At 63.1% G+C, this 19367-nt stretch carries 16 protein-coding genes; 3 read left to right on the forward strand and 13 right to left on the reverse strand.

The features are described 5' to 3' along the window. Positions 1–38 precede the first annotated feature (38 nt). The 3 genes from RQP54_RS09360 to RQP54_RS09370 all read right to left on the reverse strand — a co-directional run bounded on the left by RQP54_RS09360 (position 39) and on the right by RQP54_RS09370 (position 3638). A complete protein-coding gene (locus RQP54_RS09360; RefSeq protein WP_315677987.1) occupies positions 39–1766 on the reverse strand; it encodes a cation:proton antiporter in 1728 nt (575 codons plus the stop codon). A gap of 229 nt (positions 1767–1995) precedes the next feature. Further along, a complete protein-coding gene (locus RQP54_RS09365) occupies positions 1996–2742 on the reverse strand; it encodes an ABC transporter substrate-binding protein (protein WP_315677988.1) in 747 nt (248 codons plus the stop codon). Positions 2743–2837: 95 nt separating this feature from the next. After that, positions 2838–3638, reverse strand: a complete 801-nt coding sequence (locus tag RQP54_RS09370) for an alpha/beta hydrolase (RefSeq protein WP_315678808.1) — start codon at positions 3636–3638, stop codon at positions 2838–2840. Between the two features lie 270 nt (positions 3639–3908). On the opposite strand from RQP54_RS09370, the gene RQP54_RS09375 reads away from it, so the two are divergent. Beyond that, positions 3909–4283, forward strand: coding sequence for a multidrug efflux SMR transporter (locus RQP54_RS09375; RefSeq protein WP_315677989.1), 375 nt, complete (start codon positions 3909–3911; stop codon positions 4281–4283). Between the two features lie 4 nt (positions 4284–4287). On the opposite strand, the gene RQP54_RS09380 is transcribed toward RQP54_RS09375, so the two are convergent. From RQP54_RS09380 to mutS, 10 genes are all read right to left on the reverse strand, one after another. Then, positions 4288–5640 (reverse strand): sigma-54 dependent transcriptional regulator, encoded by a 1353-nt coding sequence (locus RQP54_RS09380; protein WP_315677990.1) that lies wholly within the window; start codon positions 5638–5640, stop codon positions 4288–4290. Further along, positions 5637–7568, reverse strand: a complete 1932-nt coding sequence (locus RQP54_RS09385; protein ID WP_315677991.1) for an ATP-binding protein — start codon at positions 7566–7568, stop codon at positions 5637–5639. Before RQP54_RS09385 ends, RQP54_RS09380 begins: the two co-directional genes overlap by 4 nt. Before the next feature lie 77 nt (positions 7569–7645). Further along, positions 7646–9289, reverse strand: coding sequence for a methyl-accepting chemotaxis protein (locus tag RQP54_RS09390; RefSeq protein WP_315677992.1), 1644 nt, complete (start codon positions 9287–9289; stop codon positions 7646–7648). A gap of 23 nt (positions 9290–9312) precedes the next feature. Beyond that, positions 9313–10047, reverse strand: a complete 735-nt coding sequence (locus RQP54_RS09395) for an amino acid ABC transporter ATP-binding protein (protein ID WP_315677993.1) — start codon at positions 10045–10047, stop codon at positions 9313–9315. A 13-nt stretch (positions 10048–10060) separates the two neighbouring features. Further along, positions 10061–10726: an amino acid ABC transporter permease gene (locus RQP54_RS09400; RefSeq protein ID WP_315677994.1), complete on the reverse strand. Its 666-nt coding sequence runs from the start codon at positions 10724–10726 to the stop codon at positions 10061–10063. Further along, complete coding sequence (locus RQP54_RS09405; RefSeq protein ID WP_315677995.1) at positions 10723–11466, reverse strand: amino acid ABC transporter permease; 744 nt, start codon at positions 11464–11466, stop codon at positions 10723–10725. The genes RQP54_RS09400 and RQP54_RS09405 overlap by 4 nt, the downstream gene beginning before the upstream one ends. 74 nt (positions 11467–11540) lie before the next feature. After that, a complete protein-coding gene (locus RQP54_RS09410; protein ID WP_315677996.1) occupies positions 11541–12440 on the reverse strand; it encodes an amino acid ABC transporter substrate-binding protein in 900 nt (299 codons plus the stop codon). A gap of 59 nt (positions 12441–12499) precedes the next feature. Next, complete coding sequence (locus tag RQP54_RS09415; RefSeq protein ID WP_315677997.1) at positions 12500–13414, reverse strand: amino acid ABC transporter substrate-binding protein; 915 nt, start codon at positions 13412–13414, stop codon at positions 12500–12502. A 26-nt stretch (positions 13415–13440) separates the two neighbouring features. Further along, a complete protein-coding gene (locus RQP54_RS09420; RefSeq protein WP_315677998.1) occupies positions 13441–14331 on the reverse strand; it encodes a transporter substrate-binding domain-containing protein in 891 nt (296 codons plus the stop codon). Between the two features lie 200 nt (positions 14332–14531). Next, positions 14532–17126 carry a DNA mismatch repair protein MutS gene (gene mutS / locus RQP54_RS09425; protein ID WP_315677999.1) on the reverse strand — a complete coding sequence of 865 codons (2595 nt, stop codon included), beginning with the start codon at positions 17124–17126 and terminating at the stop codon, positions 14532–14534. Between the two features lie 83 nt (positions 17127–17209). Here mutS and RQP54_RS09430 point away from each other — a divergent pair, with 83 nt between their 5' ends. Both RQP54_RS09430 and RQP54_RS09435 read left to right on the forward strand, forming a co-directional pair. Then, entirely contained in the window at positions 17210–17713 is a 504-nt protein-coding gene (locus RQP54_RS09430; RefSeq protein WP_315678000.1) for a DUF1236 domain-containing protein, read from the forward strand. 107 nt (positions 17714–17820) lie between these two features. Then, positions 17821–19359, forward strand: coding sequence for a methyl-accepting chemotaxis protein (locus tag RQP54_RS09435; RefSeq protein ID WP_315678001.1), 1539 nt, complete (start codon positions 17821–17823; stop codon positions 19357–19359). The last annotated feature ends 8 nt before the right edge of the window (positions 19360–19367 follow it).

Consider the following 19367-nt stretch of genomic DNA (forward strand, 5'->3'; position numbering starts at 1 on the left):
CTGTCCTACTGATGGGGCGCCGCAATCGCAGCGGCATGTCAGGGCTTGTCGAGCGCTTCAGGCCCATCCCGGACCATTCCGTAGTCACTGGTACGTAGTCCGCGCAACAGCATTTCGGTGTCGTCATTGGCGATGCCCAGCGCTTCCAGGCTGTGGGCAGCGAGCCGCAGGCTGGCTTCCAGCGCTTCGGGGTAGGCTTGGTTGACACCTGCCCGGCGCAAGGCATCGCAGGTGGCCAGGTTGCCGGCCCGTGCCACGATTTGGACCTGTGGTGCAACTGAGCGTATGAGCGTGGCTGCCCGCACTGCCGACGCGCCGTCGTCTATCGTTAGTACGACCAGTTCCACGGCTTGCATGGCGGCACTGCGCAGTAGCTCCCGGTTGCAGATGTCGCCATAGAAGACCGGATGCCCTTCGGTGCGCCATTGGTCGACCAAGGCCGCTTCGTTGTCAAACGCGACGTAAGGAATCCCACTGCTGCCCAGGATGGTGCCCACGGTATGGCCAACGCGCCCGTAACCGGCAATGAGCACCCGCGGTGCGGCGCGTTCAATTTCGCTGGTCCACTGCGGGTCGTTCAAACCCAGTCCGCGGCTGCGCAGGTGGCGTGCTGCCAGCCAGACACCGACCTTGGCCAGCATCGGTGTGAGAAGCATGGTCACGGAGATGACGCCAATCGCCGTGACGAAGCTGGCGTCGTCCACTACCCCCAGCGCCTTGCCCGCACCGAAAACGACGAAGCCAAACTCGCCGCCTTGCGACAGCAGGAAGGCAATCTTGGTGGCGGAAGCTATGCCGATTCCGAAGGCCAGGCATAGGGCGAACAGGATCACGATCTTGATGACAATGATGGCCAGGACATGGCCCGCAAAGGCGAACGGATGTTGTGCTAGGGCCGCCAGGTCGACCGACATGCCGACAGCGACGAAGAACAGGCTCATCAGCAATCCCTTGTGCGGCTCCATGCTGGCTTCAATCTGCAGGCTGTAGCGCGAGGTGGACAGCATCATGCCCATGAGAAAGGCGCCCAGCGCCATGGACATGCCGGCCTTGTCCATGGCCAGTGCCGCCACGAACATGGCTGCCAGCGCCGTCAGGAAGAAGGCTTCATGGTGCTTGCGGCGCGCCAGGTAATCCAGTGCCCGGGGTACCAGGTAGTGGCCGCATGCCAGCACCAGCAGCACCATGACCGCAGCCATTCCGAGCCTTACCCCCAGACTGTCGGATGGCGCCGAAGAGTGGACGCCGGCAATCACGGGTATCAGGGCCAGCAGGGGCACTACGGCCAAGTCCTGCAGAAGTAGTACCGCAAAGGCCGCCTGTCCGTGTTCGGATGCAACTTCTCCCTTGTCGCGCAGCATCTGGATCACGATGGCGGTGGACGACAACGCAAAACTCGCGCCCAGCAAGATGGGGGTTTCCCATTGCGGGTAGAACAGGCGGAAGTACCCAGCGATGGCCACAGTGCACAGCAACACCTGCATGCTGCCCAGCCCGAAGAGCATGCGCCGAAGGCTCCACAGGCGCTTGGGCTTCATTTCCAGCCCGATGAGAAACAACAGCATGACGACACCGATTTCGGTGAACTGGCGGACGCTGTCGACTTCGGTCGTGACAAAGGGGCCTGGGGTGTGCGGCCCGACGATGATGCCTGTGACCAGCAGCCCCAGAATGGTACCCAGCCCGAAGTGGCGGAACAGCGTGACGGAGACCGCGGCGACGACGAGCAGCAGGACAGCGGAGTACAGGAAGGAATGCGGATCCATGGCGTGATCGTAGCGGGGGAACAGGGGAGATTGCGCGTAGTTTGGGTATGGGGCGGCAGCTTTGTCTTGCAGGCGGTTTGCTCATGACCCCCAGTCACCCCAACCCTCGCGCCCCGCTGGGCGAGAGGGCGGGGGGTGAGTGGGGAAATTGACGAAGCCGCCTGCCAGGGCAAACTCTACGAACGTCGGCAATGCTCCATGGTTTTCCCTTGGAACAACCAATAAAAACCTACTTCTGCAAGTACTTGTCGTAAATCGCCTTGAAGCGCCCGTTCTTCTTGATCTGGGCCAGTCCGTGGTTGAAGTCGTCGCGGATCTTCTTGTCATGGAAGACCGGTCGGTAGTCGTTGGGGTTGATCTTGGTAAAGCGGTGTTCGGTGACGGGTAGCAAGGGTTTGCCGGTGTCGCGCTCCACCTGGTTGGCGTGGTAATGGTAGATGTAGCGGTCACTGAGCACTACGTCATAGCGTTGCCGGTCCAGCGTCGTTACCTGCAGTTCCTGGTTGGCTTGTTCAAAGTACTGGCCGCGCCGTTCCACCGCCGCCAGCCATTCGGGGTAACGCTTGGAGGCCCCCTGGAACGACAGCACGGTCAGTCCAAGCAGATCTTCGGGCTTGCTGATGTGCAGGTTGCGGTGCTTGAGCGTGATGAGCACGTTGTCGTACACCACAGCAGGGTCGCCATAAAAACCGCCATGGGGCCGCATGTCCTCGCCCAGGTCGGTCATGGCGGCATCGACCTTCCGGTATTTGAATTCGAACGGCACACGGGCCAGCGGCACATAGACAGGCTTGAGCACATGGCCGCGCACCGCCAGCGCTTCACCGATGACTTCGAGCTCGATGCCGGAATCGGTTTCCGGAAGGCAGTAGGGGGCGATCTTTTCGCCGAAGGCCATGACCACCGTGGCAGCCTGGGCGGCACCGGCCAGCAGCAGGCCCAGCAAGGACACTTGGCGGAGCAAACGCAAGCGCATGGTCAAACCTTAGGTGCATGAAACGTTGTTTACATCCTAGGGGTCCAGGTGCCCACTCCCCATTGGGGGAAACCCGTGCGCTCCAGCACGTCGGTTCAGGCACCCATGTTACGCAGGGCTGCCTCCACCGCGGCTGCGGTAGCCAGCGGTTTTTCCATCGGGAAAAGGTGGCTGCCGTCGAGCATCATGGTGCGGCCCTTGGTGATGTGCTCGACGAAATCCATGCCCACCTGGCGGCGTTCCACCGAATGGCTGCCGCCGATGAATGTGACCGGGCATTTGAGCGGGTGCTGGCGCAGGTAGCGCGGCAGGTGGTCGGGTACCGTGTTGTAGAAGCGGGTCTCGATGTCGCGGTCGAAGGTCAGTACCCGCTTGCCCTGCGCGTCGTGGGTGCCGAAGCGTACATAGTCCAGCAGCACCTGTGGGTCCCACTTGGCAAAGGCGCGCTTGTGGCGGAAGTGTTCCAGGACGGCGTCCGCATCGGGCCAGCTGTTGCGCCGTTTGCGGCTTACCGCGCCGGGCGAGAACTTGCCCATCAGCGGAATGGTCTTGGCCACACCCAGGGCTGCGGATTTCCAACCTGCCAGCACGGGCGAGTCGAGCAGTACTACCCCGCGGACCCAGTCCGGATGCTTGCCAGCCGTCATCAGGCTTACCAGCCCACCGAGGGAGTGCCCGACCAGCCAGACCGGATGGCCCTGGCGGGAAGCGACCAGAGCGCCGACGAACTCGGACAGCTCCTCTTCCACGTGGGGCCAGTTGTCGGTGACGGGAAAGCGCGGGTTGTGGCCGAACTTCTCCAGGAAGCGAACGTCGAAACCGCGTTCGCGCAGGGAGTCGATGAGCACCGAGTAGGTGCCCGCAGGGAAACTGTTGCCGTGGGAAAAAACGATCATGTCGGGCAGGTCGCGCTGCGGCCAAAGCGGCGGCAGGCAGATGTTGTCGGTTGCGGACAAGTGTATCGGCTGCAGCCGCGGCAACTGGTTCCATGGGCGACAGGGAGCAGTGCCTAGAATGCCCGTGTGACCTATTCACCTACGTTCTACCTGTACTACTGCGCATTGGCCAGCTGGGGCTGAGGGGCCGCACCGCCCCGACTTCCCGGGGCAGCGCCAAGGCTGCCCCCCCCTGTCTAGTCTGTCGCAATCTGTCCAGGAGTTCAGGTCATGAACCACGGTTTCTTCTTGTTCGGCGCCATTGCCGCCGAAATTCTCGCTACCACCTCCCTCAAGCTGTCCGAGGGTTTCACCAAACCGCTTCCGGCCATCGTCACGGTGCTGGGTTATGGGGTTTCGTTCTACCTGCTGTCGCTGTCGCTCAAGCGCATGGACTTGGGGGTGGTGTACGCCATCTGGTCCGGTGTGGGTACCGCGGCCATGGCCGTGGTCGGCTACTGGCTGTTCTCGGAGAGCATGGGGGTGGTCAAGGGCCTGTCGATTGCCATGATCATCTTCGGGGTCGTGGGCCTCAACATGGGGGACCGCCTGGCACCGGGTAGCGCGGCCGATACCGACACAAGGGCGGCCTCGCAGCGTCTGTAGGGAATCAGGCCGCCGGTTTGCCCAGGCCGTGCTTGCGGAGCTTGTCGACCAGCGTGGTCTTGGGGGTCTGCAGCGACTTGGCGGTGAGGGAGATGTTGCCGTCGTGCTGCGACAGCGCAGCTTCGATGAGCTGTCGCTCGTACTGCTCCACCTGCTGGGCCAGGCTCAGCGATTCCGTGAGGCCCATCGACTCGAACTGGGGGCTGGGAGTTGCCCATTGCGGCCCCACGCCGAGCACCAGCGCGTCGGCCACGTTGCGCAGCTCTCGCACGTTGCCGGGCCAGTCGCGCTGGGTCAGCTGCTGCATCTGTGCGGGGGCGATCTTGGGTATGGACCGCCCGTAGCGGCTGGAGGCCATCAGCATGAAGTGTTCCAGCAGCACGGGAATGTCCTCGCGCCGCTCGCGTAGCGCTGGCAGTTCGATGTTGACCACGTTGAGGCGGTACACCAGGTCGGCCCGGAAGCTGCCGGCCTGGGCGCGTGCCAGCAGGTCGTCCTTGGTGGCGGCCACCACGCGCACGTCCACCGGGATGGTCTGGTTCGAGCCCAGACGCTCCAGGCTGCGCTCCTGCAGCACCCGCAGCAGCTTGATCTGCACGCCCATGGGCATGCTCTCCAGCTCGTCCAGGAACAGGGTGCCGCCGTTGGCGTGTTCGATGCGCCCGATGCGCCGCTTCTGCGCCCCGGTGAAGGCGCCAGGCTCGTGGCCGAACAGCTCGCTGTCGAGCAGGGTATCGGGCAAGCCGCCGCAGTTGAGTGCCACGTAGGGTGCCTTGTTGCGCGGCGAATGGTCATGCAGCGCCCGCGCCACGACTTCCTTGCCGGTACCGGTTTCGCCCCGGATCAGCACGTCGACCGGGGAGTTGGCCACGTCCAGGATCAGGTTGCGTACGCGCTGGATGGCGGGCGAATTGCCGACCAGCCTGCCTTCGAGCCCCTCCTGCAGCGACAGTGCGCGACGCAGTTGCGCCACTTCCAGCGTGAGGCGGCGCTTTTCCAGTGCACGCTGGACGACCTCGACCAGGTGGTCGGAGGAAAAGGGTTTGGGGATGAAGTCGTAGGCGCCGGCGCGCATGGCCTGCACCGCCAGGTTCACGTCGCCATGCCCCGTGATCATGATCACCGGAATGTCCGGATCGATGGTCTGGATCCGTTCGATGAACTGCATGCCATCGATGCCCGGCAGGCGCATGTCCGTGACCACCACACCGGCGAATCCAGCGCGCACCGTTGGCAGGAGCGCCTCGGCGGTATCGAAGGCGCGCACGGGCAGGTCGGCCAGCTGCAGTGCCTGCACGCAGCCCAGCTGCACGGCGGCATCGTCTTCGACAAGGTAAACGGTCAGTGCCTGGTTCATGGGGGCAGGGGCAGGGTCAGGGTGAAGCAGGCGCCCGCACCGGGGACGTTGCGGGCCTGCAAGGTGCCACCGGATTCTGCCGCAATGTCACGGCAGATCACCAGGCCCAATCCGAGTCCCGCACCACTGGGTTTGGTCGTATAGAACGGCTGGAACAGGTTGCTCAGGTCGGTGTCGCTCAGGCCTTTTCCGCTGTCCTGCACCTCGATGGACAGGGCGGCCCGGTTCGGCAGTTGTGCGGGCCGCACGGTGATCTGCAGTCGTCGCTCGGATGCATCACGCATGGCATCGAGCGCGTTGGCCACGAGGTTGACCAGGACTTGTTCGAGGCGGTTGGCGTCGCACCACGCGGTCCAAGAACCGGGCGTGCACTGGTTGTCGACCTGCACGTTCTCGTGGCGCAGGCGCAGCTGGAACAGGAACAGGGCCTGGGACACCACATGCCCGACATCGGTTGCGCTTGGGCGGGCCTCGGACTTGCGGGCGAAGCCCTTCAGGGGTTCGATGATCGATGCCATCTGCCCGACCAGGCGGGCTACGATGGAGAGGTTTTCCTGTGCGGCATCGACATTGCCGCGGCGCAGGAATTCGGCCGCGTTGCCGCTGAGGGTGCGGATGCCGCCCAGCGGTTGGGTGAGCTCGTGCGTGATGCTCGCGGCCAACTGACCCAGCACCGCCATCTTCCCCGCATGGACAAGTTCGTCCTGGGCTTCACGCAGGTTCTTCTCTGTCTGCTGGCGTTCACCCACTTCGCGACGCAGCCGTGCGATGGCATCGGTCAGTTCCTGGGTGCGTCGCGCCACTTCCTGTTCCAGATCGGCATTGATCTGCTCCAGCTGGCGCTTGGCCTCTTGCTTCTGACGCTCGGTGCGGCGCCGCTGCAGCAGGTACATGCCCAGCAGTACCAGTACCAGCACCACCATCGCGCTTGCGGCAGCGTCGAACAAGGCCTGCTGGCGCACGGCCGAGAGGTCAGTGAAGGTAAGCACGCGCCAGTCCATGCCATCCAGCGTGCGCCCCAGCACCAGGTAGCCGGCGGCACTGGGGACAAGTCCGGTGTTGGCAGGGTCACTGGTCCGGCGCAGGGTGATGTGCCCCTGCACTTCCTGGCTTTCGTCGTCCAGCGTGAGGTTCACCTGCAGCGGGAAGTCCGTGACGTGCTCGGTGCCATAGGTGCGCGAAAGCTGCAGGTCGACACGCTGTTCCGCACTGAGTTCCTGCATGGCGGTGTAACGCCAGGGTGGCTCGGACGACAGGATCACGACATGGTTGGCATCGGTCACCAGGGCGGGAACACCCAGCATGGCCCAGGTCTGCTCCAGCGCTTCGAGGCCGATCTTGATGGCAGCGACACCGACCACACTGGATCCATCGTAGATTGGGTGGGCGGCGAAATAGCCCGCCTGGCCGCCTGCACCGATGGCGAAATGGCGGGTGGAGCGCCCGGCCAGCGATTCGAGGAAATAGGAACGGTAGCCGATGCGGTGGCCCAGCAGACTGTCGTCCTCCAGGTTTGGGTTGCTCGACGCACGCACCACGCCGCGCACATCGAGCACGAACACCGCCTCGCTGCCCAGGTGGGCGTTGAGCCGTGTCAGGTAGTCATTGGCTGCGGCGGCATGCTGCGCTTGCGGCTCGCGCAGCAGCTTGACCACACTGGGGTGCAACCCGACCGTGGCAGGAACCGGTTCCAGGCGGCGCACTCGGGATTCGACCACCGACGCGAAGAGGTCGAGACGTCGGTTGGAGGCTTCCTTCAGCGACAGCGTGCCGCGCTGGAAACTGCGTTGGTACACCAGGCTGCCCATCATTGCCATCATCACCACGGCCAGGGCGACGATGATCCAACCCGGCAGACGGCGAGGCCCGGTCAAGCGCACCGGTGGCACGGTGCGGCTGGCGGGTTGGGGAAGGGTAGGTGCCTCCATGGTGGCTCTGGCGCGAGTCTAACCAGAACAGCGCGACCCGCTCGCAGGGGAAATGGCTGCGCGTCGTGGCTTCACTGTCAGGGCAATCGGAGGTTTCCAGTGGCTGGCGAGGTTTGTGTACCGTCACCCAATTTCACGTAGCCTGGTTCGTCACGACGCAGGTAGAAGCTGCGCACCTGGTGGGCGAGTGACAGTGCCTGGCCCTTCAGGTGCTCGGAGGTTGCGGCACTCTCCTCCACCATGGCCGCGTTCTGCTGCAGCGTGCTGTCGAGGTCGGTGACGGCGTGGGCAATGCTGCCGATGCGCCCGCTCTGCTCGCCGATGGTGGAGGCGATTTCGCCCACGATGGTCGATACTTCCTGCACCGAATGCACCATGTCCGAGATGATGTGCCCTGCCTGCGCTACCAGCGCATGACCAGCTTCGACATGCTCTGAGCTGGCGGTGATCAGGCCCTTGATTTCCTTGGCAGACGCGGCGGCACGACCGGCCAGGTTGCGCACTTCACTGGCGACCACGGCGAACCCACGCCCCTGTTCGCCGGCCCGCGCGGCCTCGACCGCCGCATTGAGGGCCAGGATATTGGTCTGGAACGCAATGCCGTCGATCACGCTGATGATGTCGGATATGCGCCGGGAGCTGGTGCTGATGTCGTCCATGCGCTGCACTACGCGCTGCACCACGTCGCCGCTGCGGGTTGCTGCTTCAGAGGCCGCGCTCGCAAGCTGGTTGGCGTTGTGCGCGGATTGCGCGCTGTGTTCAATGGCGCGGTTCAGGTCTTCCAGGTTTGCAGCTGCAGACTGCAGGTTTTGCGACGCATTTTCCGTGCGTCGGCTCAGGTCCATGGTGGCACCGGCGACCTCTTCTGTCGAGACCTCGATCACCTGGCTGCTGTGCTTGATATGACCGACCAGTTCGCGCAAGCGGTTCTGCATCGCGCCGATGGCTTCCAGCAGGCGCCCGGTTTCGTCCTGGACCCGTACTTCGATTTCCGACGTCAGATCGCCAGCCGCAATGCGTTCCGCCACCACCACGGCGCGACCGATGGGGACCACGATGCTGGTGGTGATGCGCCAGGCGATCACGCCACCCAGGGCCAGGGACAGCACCACCAAGACCGCACCAGTGGCGAGAGACTGGGTCTGCACGGCTTCGGCCGCAGCGGTCGCGGTTTCATTGCGGCTGTATTGCAGTGCGACCAGTTCGGCGAGCTTCTGGTTCCATGCCAGCTCGCCTGGATTGACGCGCACCATCAAGGTCATGTTGGCGGCGATGGAATCGCCGTCAAGCGACTGTTCCACTGCCTGCTTCAACTCCGGACCGGTCTTTTTGCTGATTTCGATCACCTGTTGCAGCAATTGCTGCTCGGCTGGGTCGGGTTCACCGCTTTGCAGCAGCGCAGTCAGTTCGGATTCCTGTTTCTGGTACAGCGCCAGGGTCTGCAGGAACTTCTGGCTCTGTTCCTTGGAGCGCGCCGCGTCCACCTGGTCCAGCATCACGACCGAGCGACTGTAGATGCCCATCGCGCTCACACTGGCGAGCATGGCGTTGGCCAGTCGGGTCTTGTCGGCGTTGAGCCCGGTGACTTCGGCCATCTTGGCTGCCACGGAACGCGAGGAGTGCTGGCCCAGCAGGGCCAGTGCCACCAGCAGCACCAACACCGCACCGAAACCAACGGCCAGGCGTCGGGAAATAGACGCCAGCAAACGGGTACGAACCATGGGACGCTCCTGGTGGTCGCAGTTCAGTGCTGCAAGATCTTGGCGAGGAAATCCTTGGCGCGTGGCGAGCGGGCCTCGGGGTTGCCGAAGAACTCGTCCTTGCTGCAGTCCTCGACGATCTGCCCCTTGTCCATGAAGATCACGCGGTGGCTCACGCGCTTGGCAAAGCCCATCTCGTGGGTGACGCACATCATGGTCATGCCTTCGTTGGCCAGCTGCACCATCACGTCGAGCACCTCACCGACCATCTCGGGGTCCAGCGCGGAGGTGGGTTCGTCGAACAGCATCACGATCGGGTCCATGGAGAGCGCGCGTGCGATGGCGACGCGCTGCTGCTGGCCACCCGAGAGCTGGCCTGGGAACTTGTCCTTGTGCGCCATCAACCCCACGCGGTCGAGCATCTTCAGGCCGCGTGCCTTGGCGTCATCCGGTGTGCGTCCCAGCACCTTGATTTGCGCCAAGGTCAGGTTGTCCGTGACCGATAGGTGGGGAAACAGCTCGAAGTGCTGGAACACCATGCCGACGTGACTGCGCAGCTTGGGCAGGTTGGTCTTGGGATCAGCAATGGAGGTGCCGTTGACGATGATGTCGCCCTTCTGGATGGGCTCCAGCGCATTGACGGTCTTGATGAGCGTGGACTTGCCGGAGCCGGACGGCCCGCAGACCACCACCACTTCGCCCTTCTGGATCGATGTGGTGCAGTCGGTCAGTACCTGGAAACTGCCGTACCACTTGGAGACGTTCTGTATCTGGATCATGGAGAGGGGCCTTTCAGCGGATGATGGCGATCTTCTTCTGCAGGCGACGCACCAGCATCGACAGCGAGAAGCAAATGACGAAATAGACAATGGCGGCCAGGAGGTAGGTTTCCACCGGGCGGTTGAAGTTCTTGCCGACCACCTCAAAGCCCTTGAGCAGGTCGTAGGCGCCAATGGCATACACCAGCGAGGTGTCCTGGAACAGGATGATGGTCTGCGTGAGCAGTACCGGAAGCATGTTGCGGAAGGCCTGCGGCAGCACTACCAGTTGCATGGTCTGGCCGTAGGTCAGCCCCATCGCATACCCGGCGTAGGTCTGGCCCTTGGGCACACTTTGTATGCCAGCACGCATGATTTCGGCGTAGTAGGCGGCTTCAAACAGGGTGAAGGTCAGGAAGGCCGAGGCCTCCGCACCGATAGGTCGCCCAATCATGAACGGCACCAGCAGGAAGAACCACAAAATCACCATCACCAGCGGAATGCTGCGCATGGTGTTGACGTAGAAGGCAGCAACCAGTTCGAGCGCCTTGATGCCCGACAGGCGCATCAGTGCCAGCAGCGTGCCCAGCACAATGCCGCCCGCCATGGCCACGAGGGTGAGTACGACCGAATACTTGAGGCCACCCCAGACATAGCTGGCCAGCAGCTCACCCGTGAGAAAACTGAAATCCAGATTCATTGCTTGGCTCCCAGAAAACCCGGTACCCGCACCTGGACTTCAATGAAGCGCGCCAGCGCAAACACCAACAGCGAAGAGATGAAATACAGCAGCGTGACTGCCAGGTAGATCTCAATGCCACGTGATGTTTCTTCCGACGCCTGGCGTGCAAACATGATCATTTCGGCGATGGACACGGCAAACGCCACCGCAGAGTTCTTGATGATGCCCATGGCTTCACTGGTGAGGGGCGGAATCACTACCCGCAGCGCCACCGGCAGCAGCACGTAGCGATACGTCTGACCCAGCGTCAGGCCCATGGCCAGACCCGCGTAACGCTGACCCTTCGGCAGGCTTTGAATGCCGGCCCGCACCTGCTCTGAAATGCGTCCTGAGGTAAAGAACCCGAGTCCGCAGGCCACCAGCACATAGGTCGGCAGTTGCTTGATCACGGGAATGAATTCAGGCACTACGAAATACCAGAGAAAGACCTGCACCAGCACGGGAATGTTGCGAAACAGCTCCGTCCAGGCTTCGCCAAACAATGCCAGTCCCCGGTGCGGCAAGGTGCGAATGACACCCACGCAGACACCGACCACCAATGCCAATGCCAGCGCCAGCGCGGATACGGTCAAGGTCCAACCCCACGCCGACAACAGCCAATCGAGGTAGGTGATGTCCCCACCCTTGCCAAAGCAGCCGGCAACCACCTGCTGCTCAATGGTGTCCTTGCAGAACACCTGCCAATCCCAAGCACTCACAACGAGTCCCCTTGTCAAGAGATGCCGTCCAACCGGGGGCCGGACGGCGGGTTCAAACGATGCAGGCCAGAGGCTTACTTCTTGGCGTAATCCTCAGCAGGCTTGTCATTGGGTTGCGCCCATGCGGCCTTGGTGTTCTCGTTGGGCGCCATGCCGACCTTGGTGTTGGAGGGAGGGATCGGCTGCTCGAACCACTTGGCCCAGATCTTGGCAATTTCACCGGACTTCATCATGGCCTTGATGGAGTTGTCCACCGCGGTCTTGAACGCAGGGTCATCCTTGCGCAGCATGATGGCGATGGGCTCGGTCGAGAGCACTTCGCCGACAATCTTGAAGTCAGTCGGATTCTTGGCCTTGGCGATGTTGCCTGCCAGGATGGCGCCGTCCATCACGAAGGCGTCGGCGCGGCCAGATTCGAGCAGCAGGAAGCTGTCCGCATGGTCTTTGCCGAACACTTCGTGGAAGTCCACGCCGTTGGCGCGTTCGTGCTTGCGCAGAGTCTGCACCGAGGTCGTTCCGGTGGTGGTGGCCACCGTCTTGCCGTTGAGCTGGTTGATGGAGGTGATGCCGGAGTTGGCCTTCACTGCAATGCGCACTTCCTCGACAAATGTGGTGACCGCGAAGGCCACGTCTTTTTGGCGCACCGCGTTGTTGGTGGTGGAGCCGCATTCGATGTCGACTGTGCCGTTCTGCACCAGGGGAATGCGGTTTTGCGACGTTACCGGCTGGTATTTGATTTCCAGCTTGGGCAGCGCCAATTGCTTTTGAATGTCAGCAAGAACTTTCTGGCAAATTTCAACGTGGTAGCCGACGTACTTGCCGTCGCCCAGGGTGTAGGAAAGTGAACCCGAAGAGTCACGCACGCCCATGGTCACGGAGGCGCTGTCCTTGATCTTCTTCAGTGTTTCGGTCTGCTGGGCCGATGCGCCAGCGCATGCCAGGGCGGCAGCAATCACGAGCAGGGATTTCTTCATAAAGACACCTTTCTTGGGGATGGTTGTAGGAAAAGGAACGTGGGTACTGTGTGACGCGATCACCCCGGCACCTGGTCGGTGGGGTACTTCCAGAAGTCGCGCAGCAGGAAATTCATGGGAAGGTTCAGCGGTTTGCTGTGGGGTGGAATGGGCTGCATGAACCAGCGCTCGTACAGCGCATGGGCTTCGCGCGAAACGATCAGGCGTTTCATCTCGTTGTCGACGATGCGCTTGAATTCCGGATCGTTCTTGTTGAGCACGATGGCCAGCGGCTCGATGGTGAGGAACTTGCCCACGACCTTGAGCTTGGAAGGATCGGGGCGTGCAGAAGCCAGTCCGTACAGCAGCACGTCGTCCATGACGAAGGCGTCGGCTTCGCCGCGCTCCACCATTTCCACCGCCTTGGCGTGATCGGGTGCCTCCAGGATCTGCATGCCCAGCAGGTGGTCAGTGTTGGCGCGGATGATGGCCTTCAAGGGCGTAGTACCCTTGGTGGATACCACGCGCTTGCCGCGGAAGTCGCTGATCTGGGTGGCTGGCATGTCGGCCTGTACCAGGAAGCGTGCGCCGGTGATGTAGTGCGGAATGGTGAACGCCACCTTTTCCCGACGCTCGGCATTGTTGGTGGTGGATCCGCACTCCAGATCGGCCTGGCCCTCTTCGATGACTGCCATGCGGTTCGCTGGCGTGACCAACAGGTAGCGGGTATTGAGTTTGGGCAATGCCAGCTGGCGTGATACCGCCTCGGCCAGGCGGCGGCAGATGTCCAGCGCATAGCCCACAGGCTTGAGGGATTCCTTGTCGACATAGGAAAACGGTACCGAAGACTCCCGGTGCGCCAGCGTGATCTCGCCATTGGCCCGGATGCGGTCGAGTACCGGTCCGGCCCAGGAAAGGCAGGGCAGGAACCCGGCCGCCAGGCACAGGGCCAGGGTCAGGAATCGGCGGGTTCGTGGTGCCGCAAAGGTGTGCATGGCTGCTCCTTGTCGAAGTGGCGGTGTCAGTTCAGGGGGGCGTCGCTGGGATTGCGGTACAACTCCAGCAGGTGTTCGGGCGCAGGCCAGTTCAGGTTCAAGCCCTTGGGCGGAATCGGGCTCTGGAACCACTTGCGGTAGATCTTGAGTGCTTCGCCCGATCGCATGAGTTGCACCAGACTGCGGTCGACAATGGCCTTGAATGCCGTATCACCCTTGCGGAACATGCAGGCATAGACCTCGATCGATAGCGGCTGGCCCACCACGGTCCAGTCGCTGGGCCGTTCCGCCTTGGCGCGCAGGCCGTAGAGCACGGCATCGTCCATCAGGAACGCAGCGGCCGCACCGTTCTGCAGTTGCGTGAACGCGTCGCCGTGGTCCGCCGCTGCGATGATGTTGAAGCGACCACCGTGGGTCTGCTGGTACAGCATGAGCTGGCGTTCGCTGGTAGTGCCGGCCGTCACCAAGACCTTTTGTCCACGCAGGTCCTCAACGTCGCGCACCCCGGAGGTGGTGCGGGTCAGCAGGCGTGCGCTGGTCTGGAAGATCGATACCGAGAACCCTGCCTGGCGATCCCGTTCGCGGTTGTGGGTGGTCGAGCCGCACTCCAGGTCAATGCTTCCGTTCTGAACCAGGGGAATGCGGTTCTGTGAGGTGATGGGTACCAGACGGATGGCCAATGCCGGCAGCCGCAGTTCCTTGCGCACATCCTCCACGACGGCCAGCATCAGCTCGTGGGAATAGCCCACCACTTGCTTGCGTGCGTCGTAATAGGAGAACGGAACCGAGGACTCGCGGTGTCCCAGGTTGATGGTGCCGGTGCGGGCGATCTTCTGCAGGGTAGGGCTGTCTACAGGCTCGGCATGCGCCAGGGCCGTCAGCGGCAGGATCAGGGTCAGAACGAGGTTTCGCAGCATGGAGGCAGGGCGGTTGAGTGCCTGCCTAATCGCAATACCTGTGCCATGCAGGGTTTACCCTGAAAAAGCGGGCCGACAGGCCCCCGATTGGCGTTCTATTGACGGATTTCCGGGCGGCTGCCCCCTTGACGGCAAACGGATTTCCGACGCCATTGGGGGTGGCGAAACGGAAATCCGTACGTCGAATGGCGGCGCCGGGCTCAGCCGCGTTGCAGGCCCTTGAGTCGGTACAGCGCTTCCAGCGCTTCGCGCGGCGAAAGCGCGTCTGGGTCGATGGCAGCCAGTGCGGCTTCCATCGGGCTGGGGCCTGCACTGACTTCCTGCGGCGGCGCGGCGAACAGGTCGACCTGCGCGCGGCTGGCGTCGGCCTGGGCTTCCAGGGCCTGCAGCGTGTTGCGGGCATGGTTCACCACGGCGGCTGGCATGCCGGCCAAGCGCGCCACGTGGATACCGTAGCTCTTGCTGGCCGGGCCTGGCTCGATGGCGTGCAGGAACACGATGTCGCGCCCGCTCTCGGTGGCGCTCACGTGCACGTTGATGGCGCCGTGGTGCGCAGCCGGAAACTCGGTGAGCTCGAAGTAGTGCGTGGCAAACAGCGTGAAGGCCTGGGTCTTGTCGTGCAGCTGGGTGGCGATGGCGCTGGCCAGCGCCAGGCCGTCGAAGGTACTGGTGCCGCGCCCGATCTCATCCATCAGCACCAGGCTGTGCGGCGTGGCGCTGTGCAGTATCTGCGCCGCCTCCAGCATTTCGAGCATGAACGTGGACTGCGCGTTGGCCAGGTCGTCGGCGGCGCCGATGCGGGTGTGGATGGCGTCGATGGGCCCCAGGCGGCAGGCCGTGGCCGGCACGAAGGAGCCCATGCTGGCCAGCAGCACGATGACGGCGATCTGGCGCATGTAGGTGGATTTACCACCCATGTTGGGGCCGGTGATGACCTGCATGCGCTGCTTGGCAGACAGGCGGGTGTCGTTGGCAATGAAACCTCCACTGCTGGCCTGGGCCAGGCGGGCTTCCACCACCGGGTGTCTGCCTTGGGTGATGTCGATGCACGGCTCCTTCACGAACTGCGGTGCGACCCAGTTCAGCGTCAGCGCACGCTCGGTCAGTGCGCACAGGGCGTCCAGCGTGGCAAGGGCGCGGGCAAAGCGTGTCAGTGCCGGTACGAACTGCTGAAGCTGGTCCACGATCTGCTCGTACAGCCACTTCTCGCGCGCCAGTGCGCGTTCCTGGGCCGAGAGTGCCTTGTCCTCGAAGGCTTTCAGTTCGGGCGTGATGAAGCGCTCGGCATTCTTGAGCGTCTGGCGGCGGCGGTAGTCCTCGGGCACCTTGTCCAGTTGCCCCTGCGTCACTTCGATGTAGAAGCCGTGCACCTTGTTGAACTGCACCTTCAGGTTGGCAATGCCGCTGCGGGCGCGCTCGCGCTGTTCCAGGTCGAGCAGGAAGCTGTCGCAGTTTTCCGAGATGGCGCGCAGCTCGTCGAGCTCGGCATCGAAACCGGTGGCAATGACGCCGCCGTCACGCACCAGCACCGACGGCTCGGGGGTGATGGCGCGCGAGAGCAGGTCGGCACACCCACTTGGGGGCTGCAGGTCGCCGTGAATTTGTGCCAAATAGGCATCCAGCCCGCGTGGAATGTTCGCAGGCAGCTCTGTTTTTGATAGCGTCTGCATCAGGCCCACGAGTTCGCGCGGGCGCACCTGGCGCAATGCGATGCGGGCGGTGATGCGCTCCACGTCGGCACTGCCTTTGAGGCGCAGGCGCAGGTCTTCCCAGGCGTGGCCTTGGCTGAGCGCTGCGATGGCCCCGTGCCGCTGCTGCGCCTGGGCGCGGTCGCGCCGCGGCTCTAGCAGCCAGCTTTTCAGGGTGCGGCTGCCCATGCCTGTCAAGCAGGTGTCCAGCAATGAAAACAGGGTGGGGCTGTCCTCGCCGCGCAGGGTCTGCACCAGCTCCAGGTTGCGCCGGGTGGTAGCCGGCAGGTCGATGAGTTCGTCGCTACGCTGCACGCGCACGCTGTGCACGTGGCTCAGCGCCCGGCCCTGGGTGTGGCTGGCATAGGCCAGCAGCGCACTGGCGGCTGCATGGGCCTGGGGCAGGTCCTGTGCCTGCCAAGGGGCCAGGCTGGCGGCCTTGAGCTGTTCCAGCAGGGTGCGCTGGCCCAGGGCGCTGTCGAATTGCCATTCCGGGCGCAGCACCAGTGCTGCGTTGGTGGTCGCCAGCACGGCGCGCATGCGGGCCTCGAATGTGGGGGTAACCCCGGCGCTGAGCAGCACCTCACCCGCGCCAATGCGGGCCACCCACTCGGGCAGGGCATCGCTGGCGCATTCGGCCAACAGCACTTCGCCTTGGGTCACGCTCATCCAGGCCAGGCCGCAGGTATTGCGCGTCCCCTGGTGCACGGCCAGCAGCAAGGCTTCGGTCTTGTCGCTGAGCAGTTCCAGATCGGTCAGCGTGCCGGGCGTGACCACACGCACCACCTTGCGCTCTACGGGGCCTTTGCTGGTGGCGACATCGCCCACCTGTTCGCAGATCGCCACCGATTCACCGAGCTTGATGAGCCGTGCCAGGTAGGTCTCGACCGAGTGGAACGGGACGCCCGCCATGACCACCGGTTGCCCGGCCGTCTGGCCGCGCGTGGTGAGGGTGATGTTGATAAGCCGAGCCGCCTTCTCCGCATCGGCGTAGAACAGCTCGTAGAAGTCGCCCATGCGGTAGAACAGCAGGGTGTCGGGGTAGTCCGCCTTGAGCGCCCAGTACTGGGCCATCATGGGGGTGTGTGGCAGGGCGGTGTCGCTCATAGTGTTACCAAGTCTAACAAGGGCTCAGCGACAGGGACTTGGCGTTACAGTTGCCGGATTCCTGCATTAATTGGAGCCATCCCATGACCGCCACTGCGTTTCGTATCCAAGCCCAACGCGGCGCCCTTTGCCTCGCAATGGTCGCTTTTTCGGTGTCCAGCGTTGCCGGCAAGCCCGAATGGGCAGGTCAAGGCCATGGCAAGAACAAGCACCAGCAGGAAGAGCAATACCAGCAGCAGCCACAGCAACAGGGCGGGGGCATCAACCTGTCGGTGAACATCGGTTTCGGCAGCCAGCAGCAGCGTGCAGCCCAGGACTACTACGGTGCTCAGGCGCGCGCGGGGAAATGCCCACCTGGGCTGGCCAAGAAGAACAATGGTTGCCTGCCTCCAGGCCAGGCCAAGAAGTGGCAGAAGGGTCAGGTGCTGCCGCGTGACGTGCAGTACTACCCGCTGCCCAATGAACTGGTGGTGCGCATGGGTGTGCCTCCGGCAGGCTACAAGTACGTTCGGGTGGCTGGGGACATCCTGCTGGTGGCGGTGGGGACCATGATGGTGGTGGACGCGATCCAGGACATCATGCGCTGACTTCGCTTGACCTGGGTCAAGACTCTGTAGCAAAGTGCCGATAAAGTGACCGCCTTTGGGTGCTGCAAACGCGGTTGCCCCCTAGTGACTTTCAGGGAAGGACAAGCATGGCGCAAACCACAACCCGCCGAATTTGGGTGCAGTTGCTCACTACGATTGCTGCGGCCCTTACGGTTGTCTGGATCGGCGTGATTATTTGGCAATCCTATACGGCACGCGAGGCTGCGCTTGCCCAGGCGGAAGAGTTTTCCATGTCCATGCACGATGCCACCATGGCGGGATTGACCGGCATGATGGTTACTGGGACGGTGGCGCAGCGTGACGTGTTTCTGGACCAGATCAAGCAGTTGGGCTACATCCGCGATGTGAGGGTGATTCGCGGAGAGGCGGTAAGCAAACTCTTTGGGCCAGGCACGGCAAAAGACACCACAGTGCCCGATTCCGTCGAGGCGGAGGTCATGAAAACGGGTAAACCCATTGTCGGAGTCGAATTGAAAGACGGCGTGGAGTATCTGCGGGCCGTGCGTCCTACGCTAGCTTACTCCGATTACCTGGGGAAGGATTGCACCAGCTGCCACCAAGTGCCTGAGGCGACCGTTCTGGGAGCGGTCAGCATGCGACTTTCGTTGGAGTCCGTCAACGCCGGTTTGGCAGCGCAGCGCTGGAAGTCCATCCTGGCGGCCATTCTCACCAGCATACCGGTGCTGATGCTGATCTATCCCTTCATCCGCAAGGTTGTGACCCAGCCGCTGTCCAGCGGCGTCCAGGCAGCGCGGCGCATTGCTTCGGGCGACCTCACGCAGGAAATTGCTGTTACCTCGGACAACGAAGTGGGTGAACTGCAGCAGGCGCTCAAGGACATGAATGCCAGCCTGACGCGCATCGTCTCCCAGGTGCGTACCGGAACCGACACCATCTTCATTGCCAGCCGCGAGATTGCCGCTGGCAACACCGACCTGTCGCATCGCACCGAACTGCAGGCCGGTACGCTGGAAAAGACGGCCGAAGCCATGCATCAACTGACCGCCACCGTGAACCAGAACGCCGACAACGCTCGCAAGGCCAACCAGCTGGCGGCGTCGGCCTCCGAGGTCGCCGTGCGCGGTGGCGGGGCCGTGGCGCAAGTGGTGGAGACCATGGAATCCATCAACGCCTCATCGCGCAGGATCGAGGACATCATCGGTGTGATCGACGGCATTGCCTTCCAGACCAACATCCTGGCGCTCAATGCCGCCGTTGAAGCGGCGCGCGCCGGTGAGCAGGGCCGCGGATTTGCCGTGGTGGCGCAGGAAGTGCGTGCGCTGGCTGGGCGTAGCGCAGCTGCCGCACGCGAGGTGAAGAAGCTGATCGACGAATCGGTCAGCAAGGTCGAGGCTGGCAGCGCGCAGGTCAATCAGGCGGGCGCCACCATGGACGAGATCGTGCAGAGCATCGGGCACGTGGCCGGCATCATGGGCGAGATCGCCAACGCCAGCATGGAGCAGACGGCCGGTATTGAGCAAGTCAACACTTCCATTTCCGAAATGAATTCCGTCACGCAGCAGAACGCCGCCATGGTGGAGCAGGCAGCGGCCGGTGCGCAGCAGTTGCAGGATCAGGCCGGTAACCTCGAGCGCGTGGTCAACACCTTCAAGCTCTCCGCCTGAAGCTCACC

The organism is Curvibacter sp. APW13 (genome assembly GCF_032337135.1).
Taxonomy (GTDB): Bacteria; Pseudomonadota; Gammaproteobacteria; order Burkholderiales; family Burkholderiaceae_C; genus Allorhodoferax.

Excerpts from the sequence above, each read along its gene's own strand:
- RQP54_RS09415 (WP_315677997.1), bottom strand. The coding sequence starts at position 13,414 with ATGCACACCTTTGCGGCACCACGAACCCGCCGATTCCTGACCCTGGCC.
- mutS (WP_315677999.1), bottom strand. The coding sequence starts at position 17,126 with ATGAGCGACACCGCCCTGCCACACACCCCCATGATGGCCCAGTACTGG.
- RQP54_RS09430 (WP_315678000.1), top strand. The coding sequence starts at position 17,210 with ATGACCGCCACTGCGTTTCGTATCCAAGCCCAACGCGGCGCCCTTTGC.
- RQP54_RS09395 (WP_315677993.1), bottom strand. The coding sequence starts at position 10,047 with ATGATCCAGATACAGAACGTCTCCAAGTGGTACGGCAGTTTCCAGGTA.
- RQP54_RS09360 (WP_315677987.1), bottom strand. The coding sequence starts at position 1,766 with ATGGATCCGCATTCCTTCCTGTACTCCGCTGTCCTGCTGCTCGTCGTC.
- RQP54_RS09410 (WP_315677996.1), bottom strand. The coding sequence starts at position 12,440 with ATGAAGAAATCCCTGCTCGTGATTGCTGCCGCCCTGGCATGCGCTGGC.
- RQP54_RS09435 (WP_315678001.1), top strand. The coding sequence starts at position 17,821 with ATGGCGCAAACCACAACCCGCCGAATTTGGGTGCAGTTGCTCACTACG.
- RQP54_RS09420 (WP_315677998.1), bottom strand. The coding sequence starts at position 14,331 with ATGCTGCGAAACCTCGTTCTGACCCTGATCCTGCCGCTGACGGCCCTG.
- RQP54_RS09400 (WP_315677994.1), bottom strand. The coding sequence starts at position 10,726 with ATGAATCTGGATTTCAGTTTTCTCACGGGTGAGCTGCTGGCCAGCTAT.
- RQP54_RS09380 (WP_315677990.1), bottom strand. The coding sequence starts at position 5,640 with ATGAACCAGGCACTGACCGTTTACCTTGTCGAAGACGATGCCGCCGTG.
- RQP54_RS09390 (WP_315677992.1), bottom strand. The coding sequence starts at position 9,289 with ATGGTTCGTACCCGTTTGCTGGCGTCTATTTCCCGACGCCTGGCCGTT.
- RQP54_RS09370 (WP_315678808.1), bottom strand. The coding sequence starts at position 3,638 with ATGATCGTTTTTTCCCACGGCAACAGTTTCCCTGCGGGCACCTACTCG.
- RQP54_RS09385 (WP_315677991.1), bottom strand. The coding sequence starts at position 7,568 with ATGGAGGCACCTACCCTTCCCCAACCCGCCAGCCGCACCGTGCCACCG.
- RQP54_RS09365 (WP_315677988.1), bottom strand. The coding sequence starts at position 2,742 with ATGCGCTTGCGTTTGCTCCGCCAAGTGTCCTTGCTGGGCCTGCTGCTG.
- RQP54_RS09375 (WP_315677989.1), top strand. The coding sequence starts at position 3,909 with ATGAACCACGGTTTCTTCTTGTTCGGCGCCATTGCCGCCGAAATTCTC.